Source organism: Streptomyces sp. NPDC127100 (assembly GCF_042724095.1).
In the GTDB taxonomy this organism is placed as follows: domain Bacteria; phylum Actinomycetota; class Actinomycetes; order Streptomycetales; family Streptomycetaceae; genus Streptomyces.
Map to the genome: position 1 here is coordinate 1 of NZ_JBHXFL010000052.1, position 17898 is coordinate 17898.

Below are 17898 nucleotides of genomic sequence, written 5' to 3' on the forward strand. Positions count from 1 at the left end.
GTCCCCGCCGCCCCCGGGGCCCCGGCCCTCGCCTCCCCCGCCCCGGGGGGGGGGCCCCCCGGCCCCCCCCCCCCCCACGGCCGCGACCCGCGCGGCGCCCTGCCACGCCGCCCGCCGCGCCCGTACGCCACCGACCTGGGGGGACACACGTATGCCCGAGACCGCCGTCACCGCCCGCGCCCGGCTCGCCGACGCCCGGCTGTACCTGTGCACGGACGCCCGCAGGAGCCAGGGCGACCTGCCCGAGTTCCTGGACGCGGTGCTGGCCGGCGGCGTCGACGTCGTGCAGCTGCGAGACAAGGGCATGGAGGCCGCCGAGGAGCTGGAGCACCTGCGGGTCTTCGCCGACGCCTGCGCCCGGCACGGCAAGCTCCTCGCGGTCAACGACCGGGCGGACGTCGCCCACGCCGCCCGCGCCGACGTGCTGCACCTCGGCCAGGGCGACCTCCCGGTGCCCGCCGCCCGGGCGATCCTCGGCGACGACGTCCTCGTCGGCCGCTCCACGCACGCCGAGTCCGAGGCGGCCGCGGCCGCCGTCCAGGAGGGCGTGGACTACTTCTGCACCGGTCCGTGCTGGCCGACCCCCACCAAGCCCGGCCGCCACGCGCCCGGCCTCGGTCTGGTCCACCACACCGCCTCCCTGGGCACCGACCGCCCCTGGTTCGCCATCGGCGGCATCGACCTCGGCAACCTCGACGAGGTGCTGGACGCGGGCGCCCGCCGGGTCGTCGTCGTCCGCGCCATCACCGCGGCGGACGACCCCGGCGCGGCGGCGGCCGAGTTCGCGAAGCGCCTGCGGCAGGCGTAGGCCGGGTCGGGTGCCGGGAGCGCGTCCGGCGCGGTTGCCGGGGGCATGTGTCCAAGGGATGGACAACAAGTCGACAAAAAGGGCAAATGTCCCCCATCCGGTTGGGGGGTCGCCGGTCCCTGGCTAACCTGCCCATATGGCCCTCGGAACCGCATCCACCAGGACTGATCGCGCACGCACCGTGCGGGACATCCTCGCCGCCGGCAAGACGACGTACTCGTTCGAGTTCTCCGCGCCGAAGACGCCCAAGGGTGAGAGGAACCTGTGGAGCGCGCTCAGGAGGGTGGAGGCGGTCGCCCCCGACTTCGTCTCCGTGACCTACGGCGCGGGCGGTTCCACCCGCGCGGGCACGGTCAAGGAGACCGAGCAGATCGTCGCCGACACGACCCTGACCCCGGTCGCCCACCTGACCGCGGTCAACCACTCCGTCGCCGAGCTGCGCAACATCATCGGCCAGTACGCCGACGCGGGGATCCGCAACATGCTGGCCGTGCGCGGCGATCCGCCCGGCGACCCGACGGCCGACTGGGTCCCGCACCCCGAGGGACTGACCTACGCTGCCGAACTGGTCAGGCTGATCAAGGAGTCCGGCGACTTCTGCGTCGGTGTGGCGGCCTTCCCGGAGATGCATCCGCGCTCCGCGGACTGGGACACCGACGTCACGCACTTCGTCGACAAGTGCCGGGCCGGCGCCGACTACGCGATCACGCAGATGTTCTTCCAGCCCGAGTCGTACCTGCGCCTGCGCGACCGGGTCGCCGCGGCCGGCTGCGAGACCCCGGTCATCCCCGAGGTCATGCCGGTGACCAGTGTGAAGATGCTGGAGAGGTTGCCGAAACTCAGCAACGCCTCGTTCCCGGCGGAGCTGAAAGAGCGGATCCTCGCGGCACAGGACGATCCGGCCGCTGTACGCTCCATTGGCATCGACTTCGCCACGGAGTTCTGCGCGCGGCTGCTGGCCGAGGGTGTGCCCGGACTGCACTTCATCACGCTGAACAACTCCACGGCGACGCTGGAAATCTACGAGAACCTGGGCCTGCACCACCCCCCGCGGGCCTAGACCGGCCGCACGTACTTGCGACACACTGCGTAACGGCCACTGGGAGAGGGGCGTACATGGGCTGGACGGTCCTCTACATCGCGTTCGGCATCGTCGCGCTGTGGCTGCTCGGTGAGGTGCTGCTGCAGTACAAGGCGCGGTTGCGCTGGCGGCTGCTCGCCTTCGGCGGGTTCGCCGGCGTCGTGGCCGGCGTGCTGATGTCCAACGTGCTCGTCATCGGACTGGGTGCCGCCGCGTTCGCCGTCGGCCAGACCTACGTCACGCTGTCGTTCCGCCGCGGCTTCGAGGCCGGATGGGCGGTCAACGCCCCGGCGGGCCTGGTGGGCAGCAAGCGCCGCCGTCCCGAACGGACGCGTCGGGAACCGACGTTGGAGGTCTCCGGCCTGGAGGCCGACGACGCCGCCCCCGGCGCCCACGAGGAACCCGCACAGGGCCACGACGGCGCCTCCTACGGCCACGACGACTACGACCGCGACGACGTCTTCACCCCGGCCCGCCCCGCCGAGACCACCGCCGTCTACGCGCCGCAGCCCATGCCGGACGACACCGGCTCGTACGGCGTGTACGGCGACGACTCCGGCTACGGCCAGGACCGGCAGACGCCGGCCGCCGCGCAGAGCCCCGACCAGTCCTACGCCTACGACTACTCCGGCTACGGCCAGCAGGGCTACGGCTACGACACCGGTCAGCAGCAGCAGTACGCCGCCTACTCCGACCCGTACATCGGCACCCACACCTACGGCGGCGGGGCGTACGACACCGGCGGCTACGACACCACCGGCGGGACGCAGGCGCAGTACGACCAGCAGGGCTACGGGCAGGGCCAGTACCCCGCCGGAGCACCCGGCGGCTACGGCGGCGAGACGCCGGCCGGCGGGGTGTGGGTGCCGCAGCAGCGCAGCGCCGAGGACCCGTACGGCGGCGAACTCCCGCCGGAGCAGACGTACCCGTACCAGGGCAACGGCCAGGCGCAGGGCCCGAGTCAGGGGTACGACGAGCAGTACCGCTTCTGACGGCTCCCGGCCCGGTGACGGCCCCGCCGCTCACCGGGTCACTGCGAGCCCCGGAAGTCCGGTCCCTCCACGACGAGTCCGGCGACCAGCGCGCCCGACATGCCCGCGTGCGGGAGCCCACCGCCGGGATGCGACCAGCCGCCCGCCGTGAACAGCCCCGCCAGGCGTGTGCCGTTGGCGGGGTGCAGCAGCCGTCCGCCGGCCGCCGCCAGTGCCGGGGCCGGGATCGCGCCGCCCGCCGCTCCGGTCTCCGCCGCGATGTCGGCCGGGGAACGCACCTCCTGCCACAGGACGCGCTCCCGCAGGCCCGGCACGGCCCGCTCGGCCACGGCGACGAGACGCTCGGCGAGGCCCTCGGTGCCGGCGCCCACGGGCACCGTCGAGGTGAGGGTGAGCGCCTCGTGGTCCGGGCCGGGGACCAGCCCCGGGTCGTCCGGCCGCAGGACCGTGACGGTCGGCCGTGCGGGAGCACCGGGCGCGGCACCGAACAGGGAGTCCAGCTCCTCCGCACGGTCCTCCGCGTGCACCACCGTCCGGTGCGCCGTGCCCTCGGGACGGCCGCCCCGCAGTGCCAGCAGCACCGTGACCCGGCTCGTCGCCGTCCCGCGCTGCGGCGGGACCTCGCCCTCACCGCGCACCGCGGTGTCCCCGGCGAGGCGGTCCAGCACGCCGGGCGCCACACCGGCGACCACGATCTCCGCCTCGTCCGTCCCACCGTCGGCCAGCTCCACGCCCACCACCCGGCCGTCCCTGCCGGCGATCCCCGTGACCTCGGTGTCGAAGCGGAACTCGACCCGCCGGTCCAGGCAGCGTTCGTACACCGCCCGCGCCAGCTCCCGCAGGCCGCCGCGGACGTACCACATGCCGAAGGCGTGCTCCATGTACGGCAGTACGGCAGCGTTCGCCGGGACGGCCCGCGGATCCAGGCCGTACGCGAGCGCGTGGCTCTCCAGCAGGGCGGCGAGGCGGGTGTCCCGCAGCTCCCAGGCGGCGACCTCGGCGAGGGTGCCGGCCCGCCGGGTGCGCAGCAGCCGCTTGTGGGGGACGGCCGGATAGGGCTCGCGTTCGGCCAGCACCCGCCAGTCGGGCCACAGGGGCTCCTCGAGGAGCGGCCGGCGCGTGCGTTCCCAGGCGTCCCGGGCCCGCACCAGGAGATCGCCCCAGCGCTGCCCGGCGGGCCGGCCGAGCGCCTCGTCGAGGGCGGTGACCACGCCCGCCCGGGAGGCGTTCGGCAGCGAGGCCGCCGTGCCGTCCGCGAACACGTGGCGTGACGACGGGTCGACCTGGACCAGCTCGACGCGGGACTCCAGCGGCTCCTTGCCGGTCTTGACGAACAGGTCGCGCCAGACCGCGGGCAGGGGCAGCAGACCGGGACCGGTGTCGAAGGAGAAGCCGTCCCGCTCGAAGCGGCGCACCGCCCCGCCGTACGTCCCGGTCCGTTCGTACACCGCCACCCGGTGGCCCGCGACGGCCAGCCGGGCGGCGGCCGCCATCGCGCCCATCCCGGCGCCGATCACCGCAATCCGTGCCATGCCAGGGACTTTATCCGCCGCCGCCGGCCGTCCCGCCCGAGGGGCCGTGCGGGGCACGGGGGCGGCCGCCCGAGCCGAGTACCCCGACGGACGCGCGGGTGACCGGCCGGCGCCACAGCCCGGTGGGCACGCGTGCGCAGGACTGAGTACCCGTACCTAGCCGAGGAGATGAGTACCCGCGCGGATGGGCTCCGACCTGCGGTGACGAGAGAGTGGAGGCACGGAGAGGGGCACGGCTCCGGCACCGGCGACACGGGGCGCCGGAACGGAGCCGGGCCCGCGATCCGCTCCTTCCGCCGGCCGCGGCCGGCGGGAGCGAGGCACGGGGGGAGCCCGGGGGACGACCACTACGGAAGTCCACGGGGGAACGTACGGGGGAGTACGGGAAGGCGCCGGTCCGACGGCGGCCCGCGGGGGACGCGGCCGGCGACGGACCGGCGTTTCTCCGTGTCCGGACCGACCGCCCTCAGCGGCGGCCGCTCACCCGGCCCTGGAGCAGCCGGGACAGGGCCGCGTGCACGTCGTCGAGGGACCGCTCCGGCTGGAACGACTTCCAGTCCAGCGCCGCCACCAGGACCATGCCGACCAGCGCGGCGGCGGTCAGCGGCACGTCGATCTCCTCGCTGAACTCACCGCTCGCCACCCCGTCGCGCAGCACGCCCTCCACCACCGCGACGGCCTGCTGCCGGACCACCAGCAGCGTGGACTGCCAGGCCCGGTTGGTCCGCCACAGCTCGGCCACGTAGAGCTGGGTGAAGGCGGGGTAGCGGTCGATGAAGACGAGCCCCGCGCGGACCATCGCGTCCAGGGCGTCGACCCGGCCCCGGCCCTCCCGCTCCGTCCGCTCCGCCGCCTCCCGCAGCGAGGCCGTCAGGAGTCCGACTCCGTGCCGCAGCAGCTCCTCGAAGAGGACGGACTTGCTGGCGAAGTTGTAGTAGACCGTGCCCTTCGCGACGCCGGCGCGCTCGGCGATCTCGTCCACGGTGGTCGCGGAGAAGCCCTGCTCGGCGATGAGGGTGACCGCCGCCTCGTAGAGCTTCTGCCGGGTGGCCTCGCGCCGGCTGCTGCCCGGCGAGGCGGTGCTGCTGCTGTCCATGGTCCCGATTCTCACAGCACCCCGTCCGGGGTGGTCACCGCAGGGCCCGGCGGCTCACCGGACGACCAGGTCTCGAACGCACGATCGCATCAAAAGTCCAGGTCGGGACGGATTGTCAGTGGCATACCGCACGATGGGCACATACGGCACCTCCTGCCAGGACGTGCCGTCACGGAGACGACAGGAGGATCGTCATGGCCCACTCGTCCGCAGCCGCCGCCCGGCGGCCCCGCGCAGCCGGCCCTGCCCCCTCACTGAACGGCCCGGCGAGCGACGTGCACCCCGTGCTCCGCCGGAGCTCCGCCCCGCCCGCCGCCCTGGACCTGCTCGCCCAGGCCCGCGCCGGGCTGGAGGAGGCCACCGTCCTCGAAACGCCGAACGAGCGGTACGCGACGGCCCACCTCGCCGCCCTGCGCACCGCCGCCGCCGTGCTCGCGGCACGCGGCCGGCCGGAGAGCACCCCGCGGGCCCGGGCCCGCATCCGGAGCGCCTGGGAGGTGCTCCCCGAGATCGCGCCCGAACTCGCCGACTGGAGCGCCCTGTTCGCCTCGGGCGCCGGGCGCCGTGCCCGGGCGGAGGCGGGCATCCGGGGGGCGGCGGGCAGCCGGGACGCCGACGACCTGATACGCGACGTGTCGATGTTCCTGCGCCTCGTGGAACGGATGCTCGTCCTCCAGCCGGTCCTGCCCCAGCCCCGCGCCGACACGGAGACCCCGGACCCGGGCCGTCCCGGCACGGACCGGCCGGACGCGGGCGGCGCGGGCCGGGAGCTGCCCGACGCGGGGTGACCGCGCCGGTCCGCCGGGTCCCGGGCAGCGGCGGCGGGCACCCGGCGTGACCGGCCGGCGCACCGGAGGCAATAGGGTGGGAGACGCCTGAAGCCTGCCCCTTCCCGCACCCGGGCCGGGGAGGCAGCCCGTTCGCTCCGCCCCTGCCAGAGGCGGTGCCGCGCCGAGGAGACAACTGCCGTGTCGGACCCGATGCGCCCGCCCGCCTCCCCCCACCGCCCCCTGGCGGCATCGCTGCGCTCCGACCCCTCCCGGTCCCGCGCCGCCCTGCGCACCGCCGTGGTCCGGGAGGTCCTCGAGGACGCCGTCGACCGCCGGGTCAAGGCCACGGGCCGCCAGTCGCTGGACGTCCTGGACACCGGCGGCGGCAGCGGCAACTTCGCGGTGCCCCTGGCCCGCCTCGGCCACCGCGTCACCGTCGTCGACCCCAGCCCCAACGCGCTCTTCGCCCTGGAGCGCCGGGCCGCCGAGGCCGACGTCGCCGACCGCGTGCGGGGCGTCCAGGGCGATGTCCGCGGCCTCTTCGACGTGGTCGAGCGCGGGGCTCACGACGTGGTGCTGTGCCACGGCGTCCTGGAGTACGTGGACGACCCCGCGGAGGGCGTGCGCAACGCGGTGGCCGCCCTGCGCCCCGAGGGCGTCCTCAGCCTGCTCGCGGCCGGCCTCGGCGGCGCCGTGCTCGCCCGGGCCCTCGCCGGCCACTTCACGGAGGCCCGGCAGGCGCTCGACGACCCGGACGGCCGCTGGGGCACGGGGGACCCGATGCCCCGCCGGTTCACCGCGGAGCAGCTCACCGGCCTGGTGGAGGGCGCGGGGCTGCGGGTCGGCGCCGTGCACGGCGTGCGGGTCTTCGCCGACCTGGTCCCCGGAGCGCTGGTGGACACCGAGCCCGGCGCCCTGGACGCGCTGCTCGAGCTCGAGGCCGCGGCGGCCGAGCTCGCCGCCTTCCACTCCGTGGCCACGCAACTCCACGTGCTCGGTGAGACGCGGGGAACCGGGCAGGCCTGAGCGCCGCCTCCCGAGGCAGGCCGCTGATCAGGGCCGCGACTGCAGATGGAGTACGCCACAGGCCCCCCGAACGGAGGCATGGCGCCGTATGATCGAGGGAGACCGCCCGGCATGACGGGTCGGCCGCTGGGGAAAGTGAACTTCAGCGAGCCGGCGCGGCCATGACGGAGTCCGGTTGGCCAATTGGCGTAGAGGGGCGGGTTTCACGGGGGCGATTCCCTGCCTATCCTGAAGGGACCCCCCGGGTCGCCCCGGCGACTGCACGATGAGGAGGACTCCGTGCCGCTCTCGGAGCACGAGCAGCGCATGCTCGAGCAGATGGAGCGAGCGCTGTACGCCGAAGATCCCAAGTTCGCGTCGGCGCTCGAGGGAAGCGGGCTGCGTACGTACACCCGGCGGCGGGTCTACCAGGCGGTCGCGGGCTTCCTCGTGGGAATTGCGCTCCTCATGGCCGGTATGGTCGCCAAGCAGGTCTGGCTCAGCGTGGTGGGGTTCCTCGTCATGCTGGGCTGTGCGGTCCTCGCCGTGACCGGCTGGCGCAAGGCCCCGAAGCCGGGCGAGCAGCCCACCGCAGGCGCCGTGGGCGCCGGACCACAGGCACACCGTCAGGCGCGGCAAAGACGCTCCATGATGGATCGCATCGAGGAGCGCTGGCAGCGGCGCAGGGACGAGCAGCAGGGCGGCCAGTAGCCGCGGCCACCGCTCACCAGGACAGTCGCGTGAGGGGGTGACCACCGACCCGGTGGTCACCCCCTCACGCATGCCGGTGCGCCCTCACGCGTCGCGTCACCGGCAACGAGCCCGATCCCAATGCGGCACCGGGCCGGACCCCGCGGTCGCGCTACGGGCACCGGGCCCGTCCTGTGTTCACGCCGCCGGCACCGGGCCCCGCCCGTCATCGCGCCAAAGGCACCGGCACCGGCCCGCCCCGTGAACGGCCGGACCCGGTGCCTCCGCGTGCGCGCGGGACTCAGCCCCGCTGCCCCGATGGCTTCCGCAGCGTCGGCCGGGCCGCCGAGACCCGCCGTTTGAAGGCCGCCCACCGGGCCGACAGGACCCAGACCACCCGGACGGTGGAACGCGGGGCGAACCGTGCGCGCAGTGCCGTCCGGCGGCTGACCGTGGCCCGCAGGCCGGCGCTCACGCGGTGCACGTCCTGGGTGAGACCCACGGCCGGACGCGGCCGGGGCGCGTAGAGCACCTGCTCCACGGCATCCGCCACCCGGTGCACCGCGGCCGCCGCGTCCGGGTCGAGCTGCCCGAGCCGGACCAGCCGGGCCGCCGCCCCGCGCGGTGTCTGCGATTCGTCCGGCGGGATCCCGAAGTCCCACGCCGTGTCGGCCAGCTCCTCCCAGACCGCGAGGACGTGCGGGGCCGTGTCCGCCTCGGCACGCCCGTGCGCCCCCAGCCGGACCGACCGGATCCGCATCCGCCACAGCATCGGCGCCAGCGGAAGCACCAGTACCGCGAGTCCGCCCAGCGACCAGGCCAGGACGACGTACCACTTCGGTCCGCCGCCGCCCGTGACCGGCGTCGCGGCCGCCGACTCGCTCGGGCAGGCCTCCAGCTTGCGCTGCTGGGCCGAGCAGCTCTCGCTCGCCGAGGGCGCCGCCGACGGCTCCGACGTCGCGTTCCGCGAGGGCAGCGCGGGGTCGGGGACGGCGTTGCCCGGCGTGTTCTCCACCGTGTAGGACGGCACCGAGCCCCGGGTCGGGGTGGGTTCGAACCGGGTCCAGCCCACGCCCTCGAAGTACAGCTCGGGCCAGGCGTGCGCGTCCCGCAGACCCACCGCCACCGAACCGTCCCCCTGCGGCGAGCCCGGCGCGAATCCGACCGCCACCCGGGCCGGTATGTCCAGGGACCGGGCCATCGCCGCCATGGCGAAGGAGAAGTGCACGCAGAAGCCCTGCTTGTCCTTCAGGAAGCGGGCGATCGCCTGCGAACCGCTGCCCACCTGCACCTGGGTGTCGTACTGGAACCCGCCGGTGATGGCGAAGTACTCCTGGAGCGCGACCGCCTGCTCGTAGGCGTTCGACGCCCCCTCGGTCACCTCGCGCGCCGTCCGCGCCACCACCGGCGGCAGCGAGTCCGGCAGCTCGGTGTACTCCCGCCTCAGGGCCGCCGGCGGCGGCGGTGCGGCGGCGAGCTGCTCCGCCGTGGGCCGCACCTCCAGGCTGCGCACCTCGTACGTCAGCCCGCGCGTGTTCTGGCCGTGGTCGCCGACCAGCGTCATCCCGACCGGCTCGTAGCGCCAGTTTCCGCCGATCCGGACACCGCTCGGCGGGTACGGCATCGGCAGCCAGTCCTGGGCGTACCAGTCCGCGGCCGAGATCGTGGTCTGGGTCTGCACGCGCTCGACGTCGGGCCCGAGACCGGCCGGAGCGGGGAACGTGCCCCCCGGCACGGCGGTGATGTTCCGCTTGGAGGGCTTCCACGTACTGCCGTCGAAATCGTCCAGGGACACGATCCGCAGGTACAGGCCGGAGACGTCGCTCGAATCGGTCTTGACGGTGAGGACCTGGCGGTCCTCGTCGACATTGAGGCTGTCGCGCAGCGAGACCAGCGGGTTCACCGCGGAGATCGTGCCGCCGCCCCCGGTGCCGGAGCCGATGCCGGCCCCGGTGCCGTCCAGCAGCCCGCCGTCCATCGCGGGCAGCGCGAGCGGCACCGCCAGGGCGACGCCGAGCGCCAGCGCGCCGATGCGGCGCCCCGTGCGCACCGGGGCGACGGCGGCGCCGCGGTCCCCACCCGGGTGGCGCGGCGGTCCGCCGAAGACCCGGCCCCACTGCGAGAGCCGCTCGCGGCCCTCCGTCAGCAGCAGCATCAGATAGCCGGCCGCCGCGACCAGGAACCACAGCCAGTCGGCGCCGCCGTCGGACAGTCCCGCGGCCACCGAGTACAGGGCGAGCAGCGGCAGCCCGGCCGGGGCCGCGCTGCGGAAGGTCACCGCGAGGGTGTCCACCAGCAGGCCGATCACCAGCACCCCGCCGACCAGCATCAGACGGATGCCGTCGGACTCGAGCGGCGCCGGGATCGCGTACCGCGCGATGTCGTCGCCGCCCTCCCGCAGCAGCTCCGCGAAGTGCCGGAAGGCCTCCGGGCCGGGGATCAGCCCGGCGAGGGCCTGTCCACGGGCGAAGTCCAGGGTCAGCAGCATCAGCCCGGCGACGGCCTGCGCGGCGACGGTCAGCGGCCGGGCCAGCGGCACCCGGCGGGCCACCGCGCCCACCCCCGACTGCACCGCCAGCAGGATCGCCGCCTCCAGGATCCAGAAGGCCGGGTCGACCAGGGGCAGCAGCGCGCACGCCGCCATCAGCGTGGCCCCCCACGCCCACAGCGCCAGCCGCGCCCGCCCACTCATCCCGCGTTCTCCCCACCGTTCGCCGCCGCGAGCCCCGTGCGCTCCCGGTCCGCCAGCCGCCACAACTCCTCCAGGCCGGCGCCCCGCGGCACGCCCACGGCGCTCCAGCCCGCCTCGCGCAGCATCCGCAGCCGTTCCCCGCTCCCGTCCGACGCGCCGGGCACGTCGGACGGTTCCCGCCGCCATGTGTCGCTGTCCAGCACGAAGGCGACCGCACCGCCGCTGCGCTGCCGCATCCTGGCGGCCACGGTGGCCTGCTCCTCGTCCAGATCACCGAAGAACGCCACCAGCAGCCCCTCGTTCCCGCCGCGCAGCACGTCGTAGGCCCGGGACAGGCCCGTGCCGTCGGAGTGCTCGATCACGGCGAGGGTGTCCATCATCAGCCCGGCCGAGTCGGCCGTCCCCTGGCTCACGCCCGCGAACCCGTCGGCACCCTCCCCGGGCACCGAGTCACCGGTGTCGGTCAGCAGCCGCACGGAGTACCCCCGCTCCAGCACGTGCATCAGCACCGAGGCCGCGCCCGACACGGCCCACTCGAAGGCCGAGTCGGGGCCCGCGCCCTCGAAGGCCGCGCCCCGGGTGTCCAGCAGCACCGTGCACCGGGCGCGCTGCGGCTGCTCCTCGCGGCGCACCATCAGCTCCCCGTAGCGCGCGGTGGAGCGCCAGTGCACGCGGCGCAGGTCGTCGCCGTAGCGGTAGCCCCGCGGGATCACGTCGTCCTCGCCCGCCAGCGCCAGCGAGCGCTGCCGCCCGTCGCCGTACCCGGTCGCCTCGCCGCCGAGGCGCACCGGCGGCAGCGGCTCCACCCGCGGGACCACGGTCAGGTCGTCGTACGTGGAGAAGGACCGGGTCAGTTCGCACATGCCGAAGGGGTCGGTCAGGCGCAGCTGGAGCGGCCCCAGCGGATAACGGCCGCGCAGGTCGGAGCGGACCCGGTAGGACACCTCCCGGCGGCCCCCCGGCTCCACCCGGTCGAGCACGAAGCGGGGGCGCGGCCCGAGCACGTAGGGCACCCGGTCCTGGAGCATCAGCAGACCGGTGGGCAGCCGCGAGACGTTGTCGATGCGCAGGTGGACCCGCGCCTCGCTGCCCGCGGGCACCCGGCCGGGGGAGAGGCGGCGGCTGCCCGCGACCCGGTGGCGCGTGCGGTACAGCACCGTCGCGCACACCAGCGGCAGCACGCCCAGCAGCAGCCCGACCCGCAGCAGGTCGCTCTGTCCGAGGACGAAGGCGCAGATCGCGGCGGCGATGCCGGCGGCCAGGAAGGAGCGTCCGCGGGTGGTCAGGCCCGCCAGCGCGGTGCGGACACCGCCGGTCCCCCCGCGATCGCCCTCCGCCCCGCCCGTCCCCCCGGCGTCCATCACAGCCTCCGTGGCGGCTGCTGGCCGTACGCCGGCTCGCCACGGCCCAAGCCGTAGCCGGTCTGCTGCGGGGTCGCCGAGGGCACCGGGGTGCGCTGCAGGATCTCGTGGACGACCTGCTCGGCGGTGCGGCGGTTGAGCTGGGCCTGCGCCGTGGGCAGCAGGCGGTGCGCCAGGACGGCGACGGCGAGGGCCTGCACGTCGTCGGGCAGCGCGTAGTCCCGGCCGCTCAGGGCGGCGGACGCCTTCGCCGCGCGCAGCAGGTGCAGCGTCGCGCGCGGCGAGGCGCCGAGTCTGAGGTCGGGGTGGGTCCGGGTGGCGGCGACCAGGTCCACCGCGTACCGCCGGACCGGGTCCGCGACGTGGACGCCCCGGACCGCCTCGATCAGCTTGAGGATCTCGTCCGCGTGGGCCACCGGCTGCAGGTCGTCCAGCGGGTTCACCCCGCCGTGCACGTCCAGCATCTGCAGCTCGGCGTCCGGGCTGGGGTAACCGATGGAGACACGGGCCATGAAGCGGTCGCGCTGGGCCTCCGGCAGCGGGTAGGTGCCCTCCATCTCGACCGGGTTCTGCGTCGCCACCACCATGAAGGGGCTGGGCAGCTCGTAGGTGTGGCCGTCGATGGTGACCTGGCGCTCCTCCATCGACTCCAGCAGCGCGGACTGCGTCTTCGGCGAGGCGCGGTTGATCTCGTCGCCGATCACCACCTGAGCGAAGATCGCGCCCGGCTTGAACTCGAAGTCACGGCGCTGCTGGTCCCAGATGGACACCCCGGTGATGTCCGAGGGCAGCAGGTCGGGCGTGAACTGGATCCGCCGCACGGAGCAGTCGATCGACCGCGCCAGCGCCTTGGCCAGCATCGTCTTGCCGACTCCCGGGACGTCCTCGATCAGCAGGTGCCCCTCGGCGAGCAGCACGGTCAGCGTGAGCCGCACGACCTCGGGCTTGCCCTCGATCACGGCTTCCACCGAACCGCGCACCCGCTCGACCACAGCGGTCAGATCGTCCCCCACCCGCGCATACGCCCGGACGGGGGCGCCCCCATGGCTCGCCTGGTCGTCATAGGTCGTCACCCGGCCCTCCTCGGCCTTGCCCCGCGCTCCCGGGGAGCGCGGGGTACCAGCATTCCGGACCGGCCCACGTACGGCCGGCCGGCCCACCCCGAATCACGGATGCCGCGCGGAAACAGTTCCGCGCGACACCACTTCCCCGCATTCTTGCCGCCGTTACCGATTCGTGTCACTCGCCTGTGGACAACTGACCGCGATATGTCGGGTCTTGCGTCCTTCGCGGGTCTTGCCCGGCGGGGGCCGCCGGCCCGGGGCGGACGGGACGGCGGTGGTCAGGCGGGCTTGACCTCGCTCAGCCGGCCCGTCCTCACGTCGAAGACGAAACCGCGTACGTCGTCGGTGTGCAGCAGGAACGGGGAGGTGCGCACCCGCTCGATCGACTGGCGCACGTCCTGCTCGACGTCCCGGAAGGACTCCACCGCCCACACGGGCCGCTGGCCGACCTCGAGCTCCAGGTCGTGCCGGAACTCCTCGGTGATGGTCTCCATGCCGCAGCCGGTGTGGTGGATGAGGACCACACTGCGGGTGCCCAGCGCCCGCTGGCTGATGGTGAGGGAGCGGATCACGTCGTCGGTGACGACGCCGCCCGCGTTGCGGATGGTGTGGCAGTCGCCGAGGCTGAGGCCGAGCGCGGCGTGCAGGTCGAGCCGTGCGTCCATGCAGGCCACGACCGCGACACGCTGGACCGGGCGGGCGTCCATCCCGGGGTCGGTGAACGCGGAGGCATAGCGCGCGTTCGCCTCGACGAGCCGGTCGGTGACGGTGCCGTCGCCGGCTATGGCGGATTCTGAACCTGCGGGGACCGATGCGGAAGTCGTCATAACCATGACGTTACTGGTCACTGATGCCCGGGGCCCGCCGTGAAGAGGGACAAAGAACGCCATCACGGCTTGTTGTGAGCCAATCCACAGGGCGTGAGAATGCACCTGTACGGGTGAGAAGCCCCGGCGCGCCCGTTCACGGGCGCCGGCGTCCGCGACGCGCAGGCCGGTTGATTGACCGGGCCACAGGGTGGACTAAAGTGACGCGAAGCGGGAGGCGAGGCTCTCCCCGCTGGACTGAACACCCCGGAGACCTGGCCGATGTCCCGCCAGATCTCCCCACGTGCGCGGCGCGTACGTACGGCTCGGCCTCCTCCCGCTCCTGGCCGGCTGACGCTTCCGGCGCCGGCAGGCCTCCCCTTCGGACGCGAGCGGGAGGGGACCCGGCGGTGCGTGACGCCGCGCCGGACCCGAGAGGCCGTCCCACTTGAGCCAGAGTCGACACGTCCCGGTGATGCTCCAGCGGTGCCTGGACCTGCTGGCACCCGCCCTCCAGGAGCCGGGGGCCGTGGTGGTGGACTGCACGCTCGGGCTCGGCGGGCACAGCCAGGCGCTGCTCGACCGCTTCCCCGAGGCCCGTCTGGTCGCCCTCGACCGGGACAAGGAGGCCCTGCGCCTGTCCGGCGAGCGGCTCGCCCCCTACGGGGAGCGCGCCACCCTGGTGCACGCCGTCTACGACGAGCTGCCCGACGTCCTCGACCGGCTCGGCGTCCCGCGCGTCCAGGGCGTGCTGTTCGACCTCGGCGTCTCGTCCATGCAGCTCGACGAGGCCGACCGGGGCTTCGCCTACGCCCAGGACGCCCCGCTCGACATGCGTATGGACCAGACGACCGGCATGAGCGCCGCCGAGGTCCTCAACACCTACCCGCCGGGCGAACTGGTCCGCATCCTGCGGGCCTACGGCGAGGAGAAGCAGGCCAAGCGGATCGTCTCCGCGATCGTGCGGGAACGGGAGAAGGAGCCGTTCGCCAACAGCGCCCGGCTGGTGGAGCTGATCCGCGCCGCGCTGCCGCAGGCGGCCAAGCGCACCGGCGGCAACCCGGCCAAGCGCACCTTCCAGGCCCTGCGCATCGAGGTCAACGGCGAACTGTCCGTCCTGGAACGGGCGATCCCGGCCGCCGTCGAGGCGCTCGCCGTCGGCGGGCGGATCGCCGTGCTGTCGTACCACTCCCTCGAGGACCGGCTGGTCAAGCAGGTGTTCGCGGCCGGCGCAGCCAACACCGCGCCGCCCGGGCTGCCGGTGGTCCCGGAACGCTACGCGCCCCGGCTCAAGCTGCTCACGCGCGGTGCCGAACTTCCCACCGAGGACGAGATCGCCGAGAACCGCCGGGCGGCACCGGCACGGCTGCGCGGAGCGGAGCGGATCAGGGAGTCCGTCGGGTGAAACGAGTGAGGCGGACCAGGCGGGTGCGGGTGTGCCACCCGGGCCGAGGGGAGGGCGAGTGAGCGGCAGGCCTCAGCTGAAGGGGAGGGCCGCCCGGCTCGCCCGGCTGCTTCCGCCCGGCGGCGGACGCGCCCGGGCCGCCCGGGCGCCCTTCGTGCTCCTCGTCGTCCTCCTGCTGGGCGGCGGCCTCATCGGACTCCTCGTCCTGAACTCCGCCCTGAGCGAGGGCTCGTTCCAGCTGGACGACCTCGAGCAGGAGACGAAGAGCCTCACCGACGAGGAACAGGCGCTGCAACGGGACATCGACGCCTACTCGGCTCCGCAGGCACTCCAGTACCGCGCCCGCGAACTCGGCATGGTGCCCGGCGGCGATCCCGCCTTCCTCGCCCCCGACGGCACCGTCAAGGGCTCGCCCGGCCCGGCGACGGCCGCCGCGGTCCCGCTCGTCCTCGCCCCGGAGGCGCTGAGCCGCCGGTCCGCCCCGGTCTCCGCCGGTACCGGCCCGGCCTCCGTCCCCGACTCGGCGGCCCCAGCCATCCCGACCCCGACCCCCGGCAGGTGACGGAAGTGTCCGACAGGGAACCGCCGCGCCGCCGTGTGCCCGGACCCGCGAGGCCCGTCCGACCCGGTGCCCGGCGGCAGCCCGGCCCCGGCGCCCGTCCGGCCCGCCGGCCCGGACCGCCCCGTCCGGGCGCCCCCCGCACCATCCGGCTGGGCAGCCCCCGGCCCCGGCTGCGTCTGATCGGTCTCGCGCTGACCCTCGTCCTGACCGCCTTCGTCGTACGGCTGCTCCAGGTACAGGCCGTCGACGCCGGCACCTACACCGCCAAGGCCGAGCAGAACCGCTACGTCGTCCACACCCTGGCCGCCGACCGCGGCGGCATCACCGACCGCAACGGCGTGGCCCTCGCGGCCACCGTGGACGCCTACGACATCACGGCCGACCCCACGCTCTTCACCCGCGAGACGCTGAAGGTCGGCGACGGCCCCGAGCAGGCGGCGGCGCTCCTCGCCCCGATCCTCGGTACGGACCAGCAGGAACTGGTCGACCGGCTCCGCCCGGCGAACAAGAAGCTGCGGTACGTCCGCCTCGCCCAGCGGCAGACCCCGCAGGTGTGGAACCAGATCAAGGACCTGAAGGCCGCGCTCGCCAAGAAGGCCGAGACCGACAGGTCCGCCGTCAACGTCCTCGCGGGCGTCCTCGCCGACCCCAGCAGCAAGCGCGTGTACCCGGGCGGCGACCTCGCCGCCGGCATCCTGGGCTGGGTCGGCGCCGACGGCAAGGGCGGCGGCGGCCTCGAACGGCAGCTGAACGAGACGCTGGCGGGCCAGGACGGCGAGATCCGGTACGTGCAGTCCGGCGGACGCCAGGTGCCCACCGCCGGCGGCTCCGAGACGCGCGCCGTGCCCGGCAGCGACGTCGAGCTCACCATCGACCGCGACATCCAGTGGGCCGCGCAGCACGCCCTCGGCGAACAGGTGGAGAAGTCCCAGGCGGACGGCGGCTACGTCATCGTCCAGGACACCGGCACCGGCGAGATCCTCGCCATGGCCAACTCGCCCGGCTTCGACCCGGGCGACCTGACCCACGCCGACCCCGCCGCGCTCGGCAACGCGGCCCTCCAGGACGCCTTCGAGCCCGGCTCCACCGCCAAGGTGCTGTCGATGGCGGCCGTGCTGGAGGAGAACGTCGCCACGCCGGCGACCCACCTCACCGTCCCCAACCGCCTCAAGCGCGGCGACCGGCTCTTCAAGGACGACATCGACCACCCGACCTGGTACCTCACGCTCAACGGCGTGCTCGCCAAGTCCAGCAACATCGGCACGATCATGGCCACCGGCGAGCTGGGCAGGACGCAGCAGGAGGCCAACAAGGTCCTCCACTCCTACCTGCGCAAGTTCGGCCTCGGCGGCTACAGCGGACTCGGCTTCCCAGGCGAGACCAAGGGCATCCTCGCGCCGCCCGACCAGTGGTCGACCTCGCAGCAGTACACGATTCCTTTCGGCCAGGGCGTCTCCGTGAACGCGCTCCAGGCGGCCTCCGTGTACTCGACGATCGCCAACGGCGGCGTCCGCGTCGAACCCACGCTCGTCCGCGGCACCCAGGAGGAGGACGGAAGCTTCACCCCGGCCCCCGAGCCCAAGAAGACCCGTGTGATCAGCGAGAAGACCGCCAGGACCCTCGCGCGCATGCTGGAGTCCGTCGTCGACGACGAGGAGGGCACCGGCACCAAGGCGCGCATCCCCGGCTACCGCGTGGCGGGCAAGACGGGCACCGCCAACCGCGTGGATCCGGCCACCGGCAAGTATCACGGCTACACCTCGTCGTTCGCCGGGTTCGCCCCCGCCGACAAGCCGCGCGTCACCGTCTACTGCGCCATCCAGAACGCCACCGCGGGCAGCTACTTCGGCGGCCAGATCTGCGGCCCCATCTACAAGCAGGTCATGGAGTTCGCCCTCAAGACCCTCCAGGTCCCGCCGACCGGGGCCGCACCCGCCAACCTGCCGGTCGCCTTCAAGCCCTGACCGGCCGAGAGATCCCCGCACCGAGCAAGCCAGCACCGAGCCACCAGGAACCATCCGTGACAACGATCAC

General features: G+C 74.3%; 15 protein-coding genes. 9 read left to right on the forward strand and 6 right to left on the reverse strand.

The window, feature by feature from the left end; all coding sequences use genetic code 11:
- Positions 1-151 precede the first annotated feature (151 nt).
- The 3 genes from thiE (at position 152) to ACFWJB_RS31135 (ending at position 2881) form a co-directional block, all read left to right on the forward strand.
- A complete protein-coding gene (thiE, locus tag ACFWJB_RS31125; protein ID WP_386926384.1) occupies positions 152-808 on the forward strand; it encodes a thiamine phosphate synthase in 657 nt (218 codons plus the stop codon).
- Positions 809-944: 136 nt separating this feature from the next.
- The gene (gene metF / locus ACFWJB_RS31130; protein ID WP_385472241.1) at positions 945-1868 is read left to right on the forward strand and encodes a methylenetetrahydrofolate reductase [NAD(P)H]; all 924 of its coding nucleotides are present in this window, start codon (positions 945-947) and stop codon (positions 1866-1868) included.
- 56 nt (positions 1869-1924) lie between these two features.
- Positions 1925-2881 carry a hypothetical protein gene (locus ACFWJB_RS31135; RefSeq protein ID WP_386926387.1) on the forward strand — a complete coding sequence of 319 codons (957 nt, stop codon included), beginning with the start codon at positions 1925-1927 and terminating at the stop codon, positions 2879-2881.
- A gap of 38 nt (positions 2882-2919) precedes the next feature.
- On the opposite strand, the gene ACFWJB_RS31140 is transcribed toward ACFWJB_RS31135, so the two are convergent.
- Together ACFWJB_RS31140 and ACFWJB_RS31145 are read right to left on the reverse strand one after the other, a co-directional pair.
- A complete protein-coding gene (locus tag ACFWJB_RS31140; RefSeq protein ID WP_386926389.1) occupies positions 2920-4413 on the reverse strand; it encodes a phytoene desaturase family protein in 1494 nt (497 codons plus the stop codon).
- A gap of 466 nt (positions 4414-4879) precedes the next feature.
- Positions 4880-5509, reverse strand: a complete 630-nt coding sequence (locus ACFWJB_RS31145) for a TetR/AcrR family transcriptional regulator (RefSeq protein ID WP_385472249.1) — start codon at positions 5507-5509, stop codon at positions 4880-4882.
- A 194-nt stretch (positions 5510-5703) separates the two neighbouring features.
- Between ACFWJB_RS31145 and ACFWJB_RS31150 the strand changes: the two genes are divergently transcribed.
- The 3 genes from ACFWJB_RS31150 (at position 5704) to ACFWJB_RS31160 (ending at position 7995) form a co-directional block, all read left to right on the forward strand.
- The gene (locus tag ACFWJB_RS31150; RefSeq protein ID WP_385472251.1) at positions 5704-6297 is read left to right on the forward strand and encodes an SAV_6107 family HEPN domain-containing protein; all 594 of its coding nucleotides are present in this window, start codon (positions 5704-5706) and stop codon (positions 6295-6297) included.
- A 180-nt stretch (positions 6298-6477) separates the two neighbouring features.
- Positions 6478-7305 carry a class I SAM-dependent methyltransferase gene (locus ACFWJB_RS31155; RefSeq protein WP_385472254.1) on the forward strand — a complete coding sequence of 276 codons (828 nt, stop codon included), beginning with the start codon at positions 6478-6480 and terminating at the stop codon, positions 7303-7305.
- A 279-nt stretch (positions 7306-7584) separates the two neighbouring features.
- Positions 7585-7995 carry a DUF3040 domain-containing protein gene (locus ACFWJB_RS31160; protein WP_385472257.1) on the forward strand — a complete coding sequence of 137 codons (411 nt, stop codon included), beginning with the start codon at positions 7585-7587 and terminating at the stop codon, positions 7993-7995.
- A 280-nt stretch (positions 7996-8275) separates the two neighbouring features.
- Here ACFWJB_RS31160 and ACFWJB_RS31165 read toward each other — a convergent pair whose 3' ends face one another.
- The 4 genes from ACFWJB_RS31165 to ACFWJB_RS31180 form a co-directional block, all read right to left on the reverse strand.
- On the reverse strand, positions 8276-10666 hold the full coding sequence (locus ACFWJB_RS31165) for a DUF3488 and DUF4129 domain-containing transglutaminase family protein (protein WP_386926392.1): 2391 nt from the start codon (positions 10664-10666) through the stop codon (positions 8276-8278).
- On the reverse strand, positions 10663-12027 hold the full coding sequence (locus ACFWJB_RS31170; RefSeq protein WP_385469401.1) for a DUF58 domain-containing protein: 1365 nt from the start codon (positions 12025-12027) through the stop codon (positions 10663-10665). Before ACFWJB_RS31170 ends, ACFWJB_RS31165 begins: the two co-directional genes overlap by 4 nt.
- Positions 12027-13100: an AAA family ATPase gene (locus ACFWJB_RS31175; protein ID WP_386926395.1), complete on the reverse strand. Its 1074-nt coding sequence runs from the start codon at positions 13098-13100 to the stop codon at positions 12027-12029. The genes ACFWJB_RS31170 and ACFWJB_RS31175 overlap by 1 nt, the downstream gene beginning before the upstream one ends.
- 269 nt (positions 13101-13369) lie before the next feature.
- Positions 13370-13918 carry a beta-class carbonic anhydrase gene (locus tag ACFWJB_RS31180; protein ID WP_386926397.1) on the reverse strand — a complete coding sequence of 183 codons (549 nt, stop codon included), beginning with the start codon at positions 13916-13918 and terminating at the stop codon, positions 13370-13372.
- A gap of 427 nt (positions 13919-14345) precedes the next feature.
- Between ACFWJB_RS31180 and rsmH the strand changes: the two genes are divergently transcribed.
- The 3 genes from rsmH to ACFWJB_RS31195 are packed head-to-tail and all read left to right on the forward strand — an operon-like array spanning position 14346 to position 17828.
- Complete coding sequence (gene rsmH / locus ACFWJB_RS31185; RefSeq protein ID WP_385469403.1) at positions 14346-15302, forward strand: 16S rRNA (cytosine(1402)-N(4))-methyltransferase RsmH; 957 nt, start codon at positions 14346-14348, stop codon at positions 15300-15302.
- Positions 15303-15360: 58 nt separating this feature from the next.
- A complete protein-coding gene (locus tag ACFWJB_RS31190) occupies positions 15361-15864 on the forward strand; it encodes a septum formation initiator family protein (RefSeq protein WP_385469405.1) in 504 nt (167 codons plus the stop codon).
- The gene (locus ACFWJB_RS31195) at positions 15861-17828 is read left to right on the forward strand and encodes a peptidoglycan D,D-transpeptidase FtsI family protein (RefSeq protein WP_386926399.1); all 1968 of its coding nucleotides are present in this window, start codon (positions 15861-15863) and stop codon (positions 17826-17828) included. The genes ACFWJB_RS31190 and ACFWJB_RS31195 overlap by 4 nt, the downstream gene beginning before the upstream one ends.
- Positions 17829-17898 lie beyond the last annotated feature (70 nt).

Coding starts and splice junctions, on each gene's coding strand:
- ACFWJB_RS31150 (WP_385472251.1), top strand. CDS start 5,704: ATGGCCCACTCGTCCGCAGCCGCCGCCCGGCGGCCCCGCGCAGCCGGC.
- ACFWJB_RS31135 (WP_386926387.1), top strand. CDS start 1,925: ATGGGCTGGACGGTCCTCTACATCGCGTTCGGCATCGTCGCGCTGTGG.
- metF (WP_385472241.1), top strand. CDS start 945: ATGGCCCTCGGAACCGCATCCACCAGGACTGATCGCGCACGCACCGTG.
- ACFWJB_RS31145 (WP_385472249.1), bottom strand. CDS start 5,509: ATGGACAGCAGCAGCACCGCCTCGCCGGGCAGCAGCCGGCGCGAGGCC.
- ACFWJB_RS31165 (WP_386926392.1), bottom strand. CDS start 10,666: ATGAGTGGGCGGGCGCGGCTGGCGCTGTGGGCGTGGGGGGCCACGCTG.
- ACFWJB_RS31140 (WP_386926389.1), bottom strand. CDS start 4,413: ATGGCACGGATTGCGGTGATCGGCGCCGGGATGGGCGCGATGGCGGCC.
- ACFWJB_RS31170 (WP_385469401.1), bottom strand. CDS start 12,027: ATGGACGCCGGGGGGACGGGCGGGGCGGAGGGCGATCGCGGGGGGACC.
- thiE (WP_386926384.1), top strand. CDS start 152: ATGCCCGAGACCGCCGTCACCGCCCGCGCCCGGCTCGCCGACGCCCGG.
- ACFWJB_RS31180 (WP_386926397.1), bottom strand. CDS start 13,918: ATGACGACTTCCGCATCGGTCCCCGCAGGTTCAGAATCCGCCATAGCC.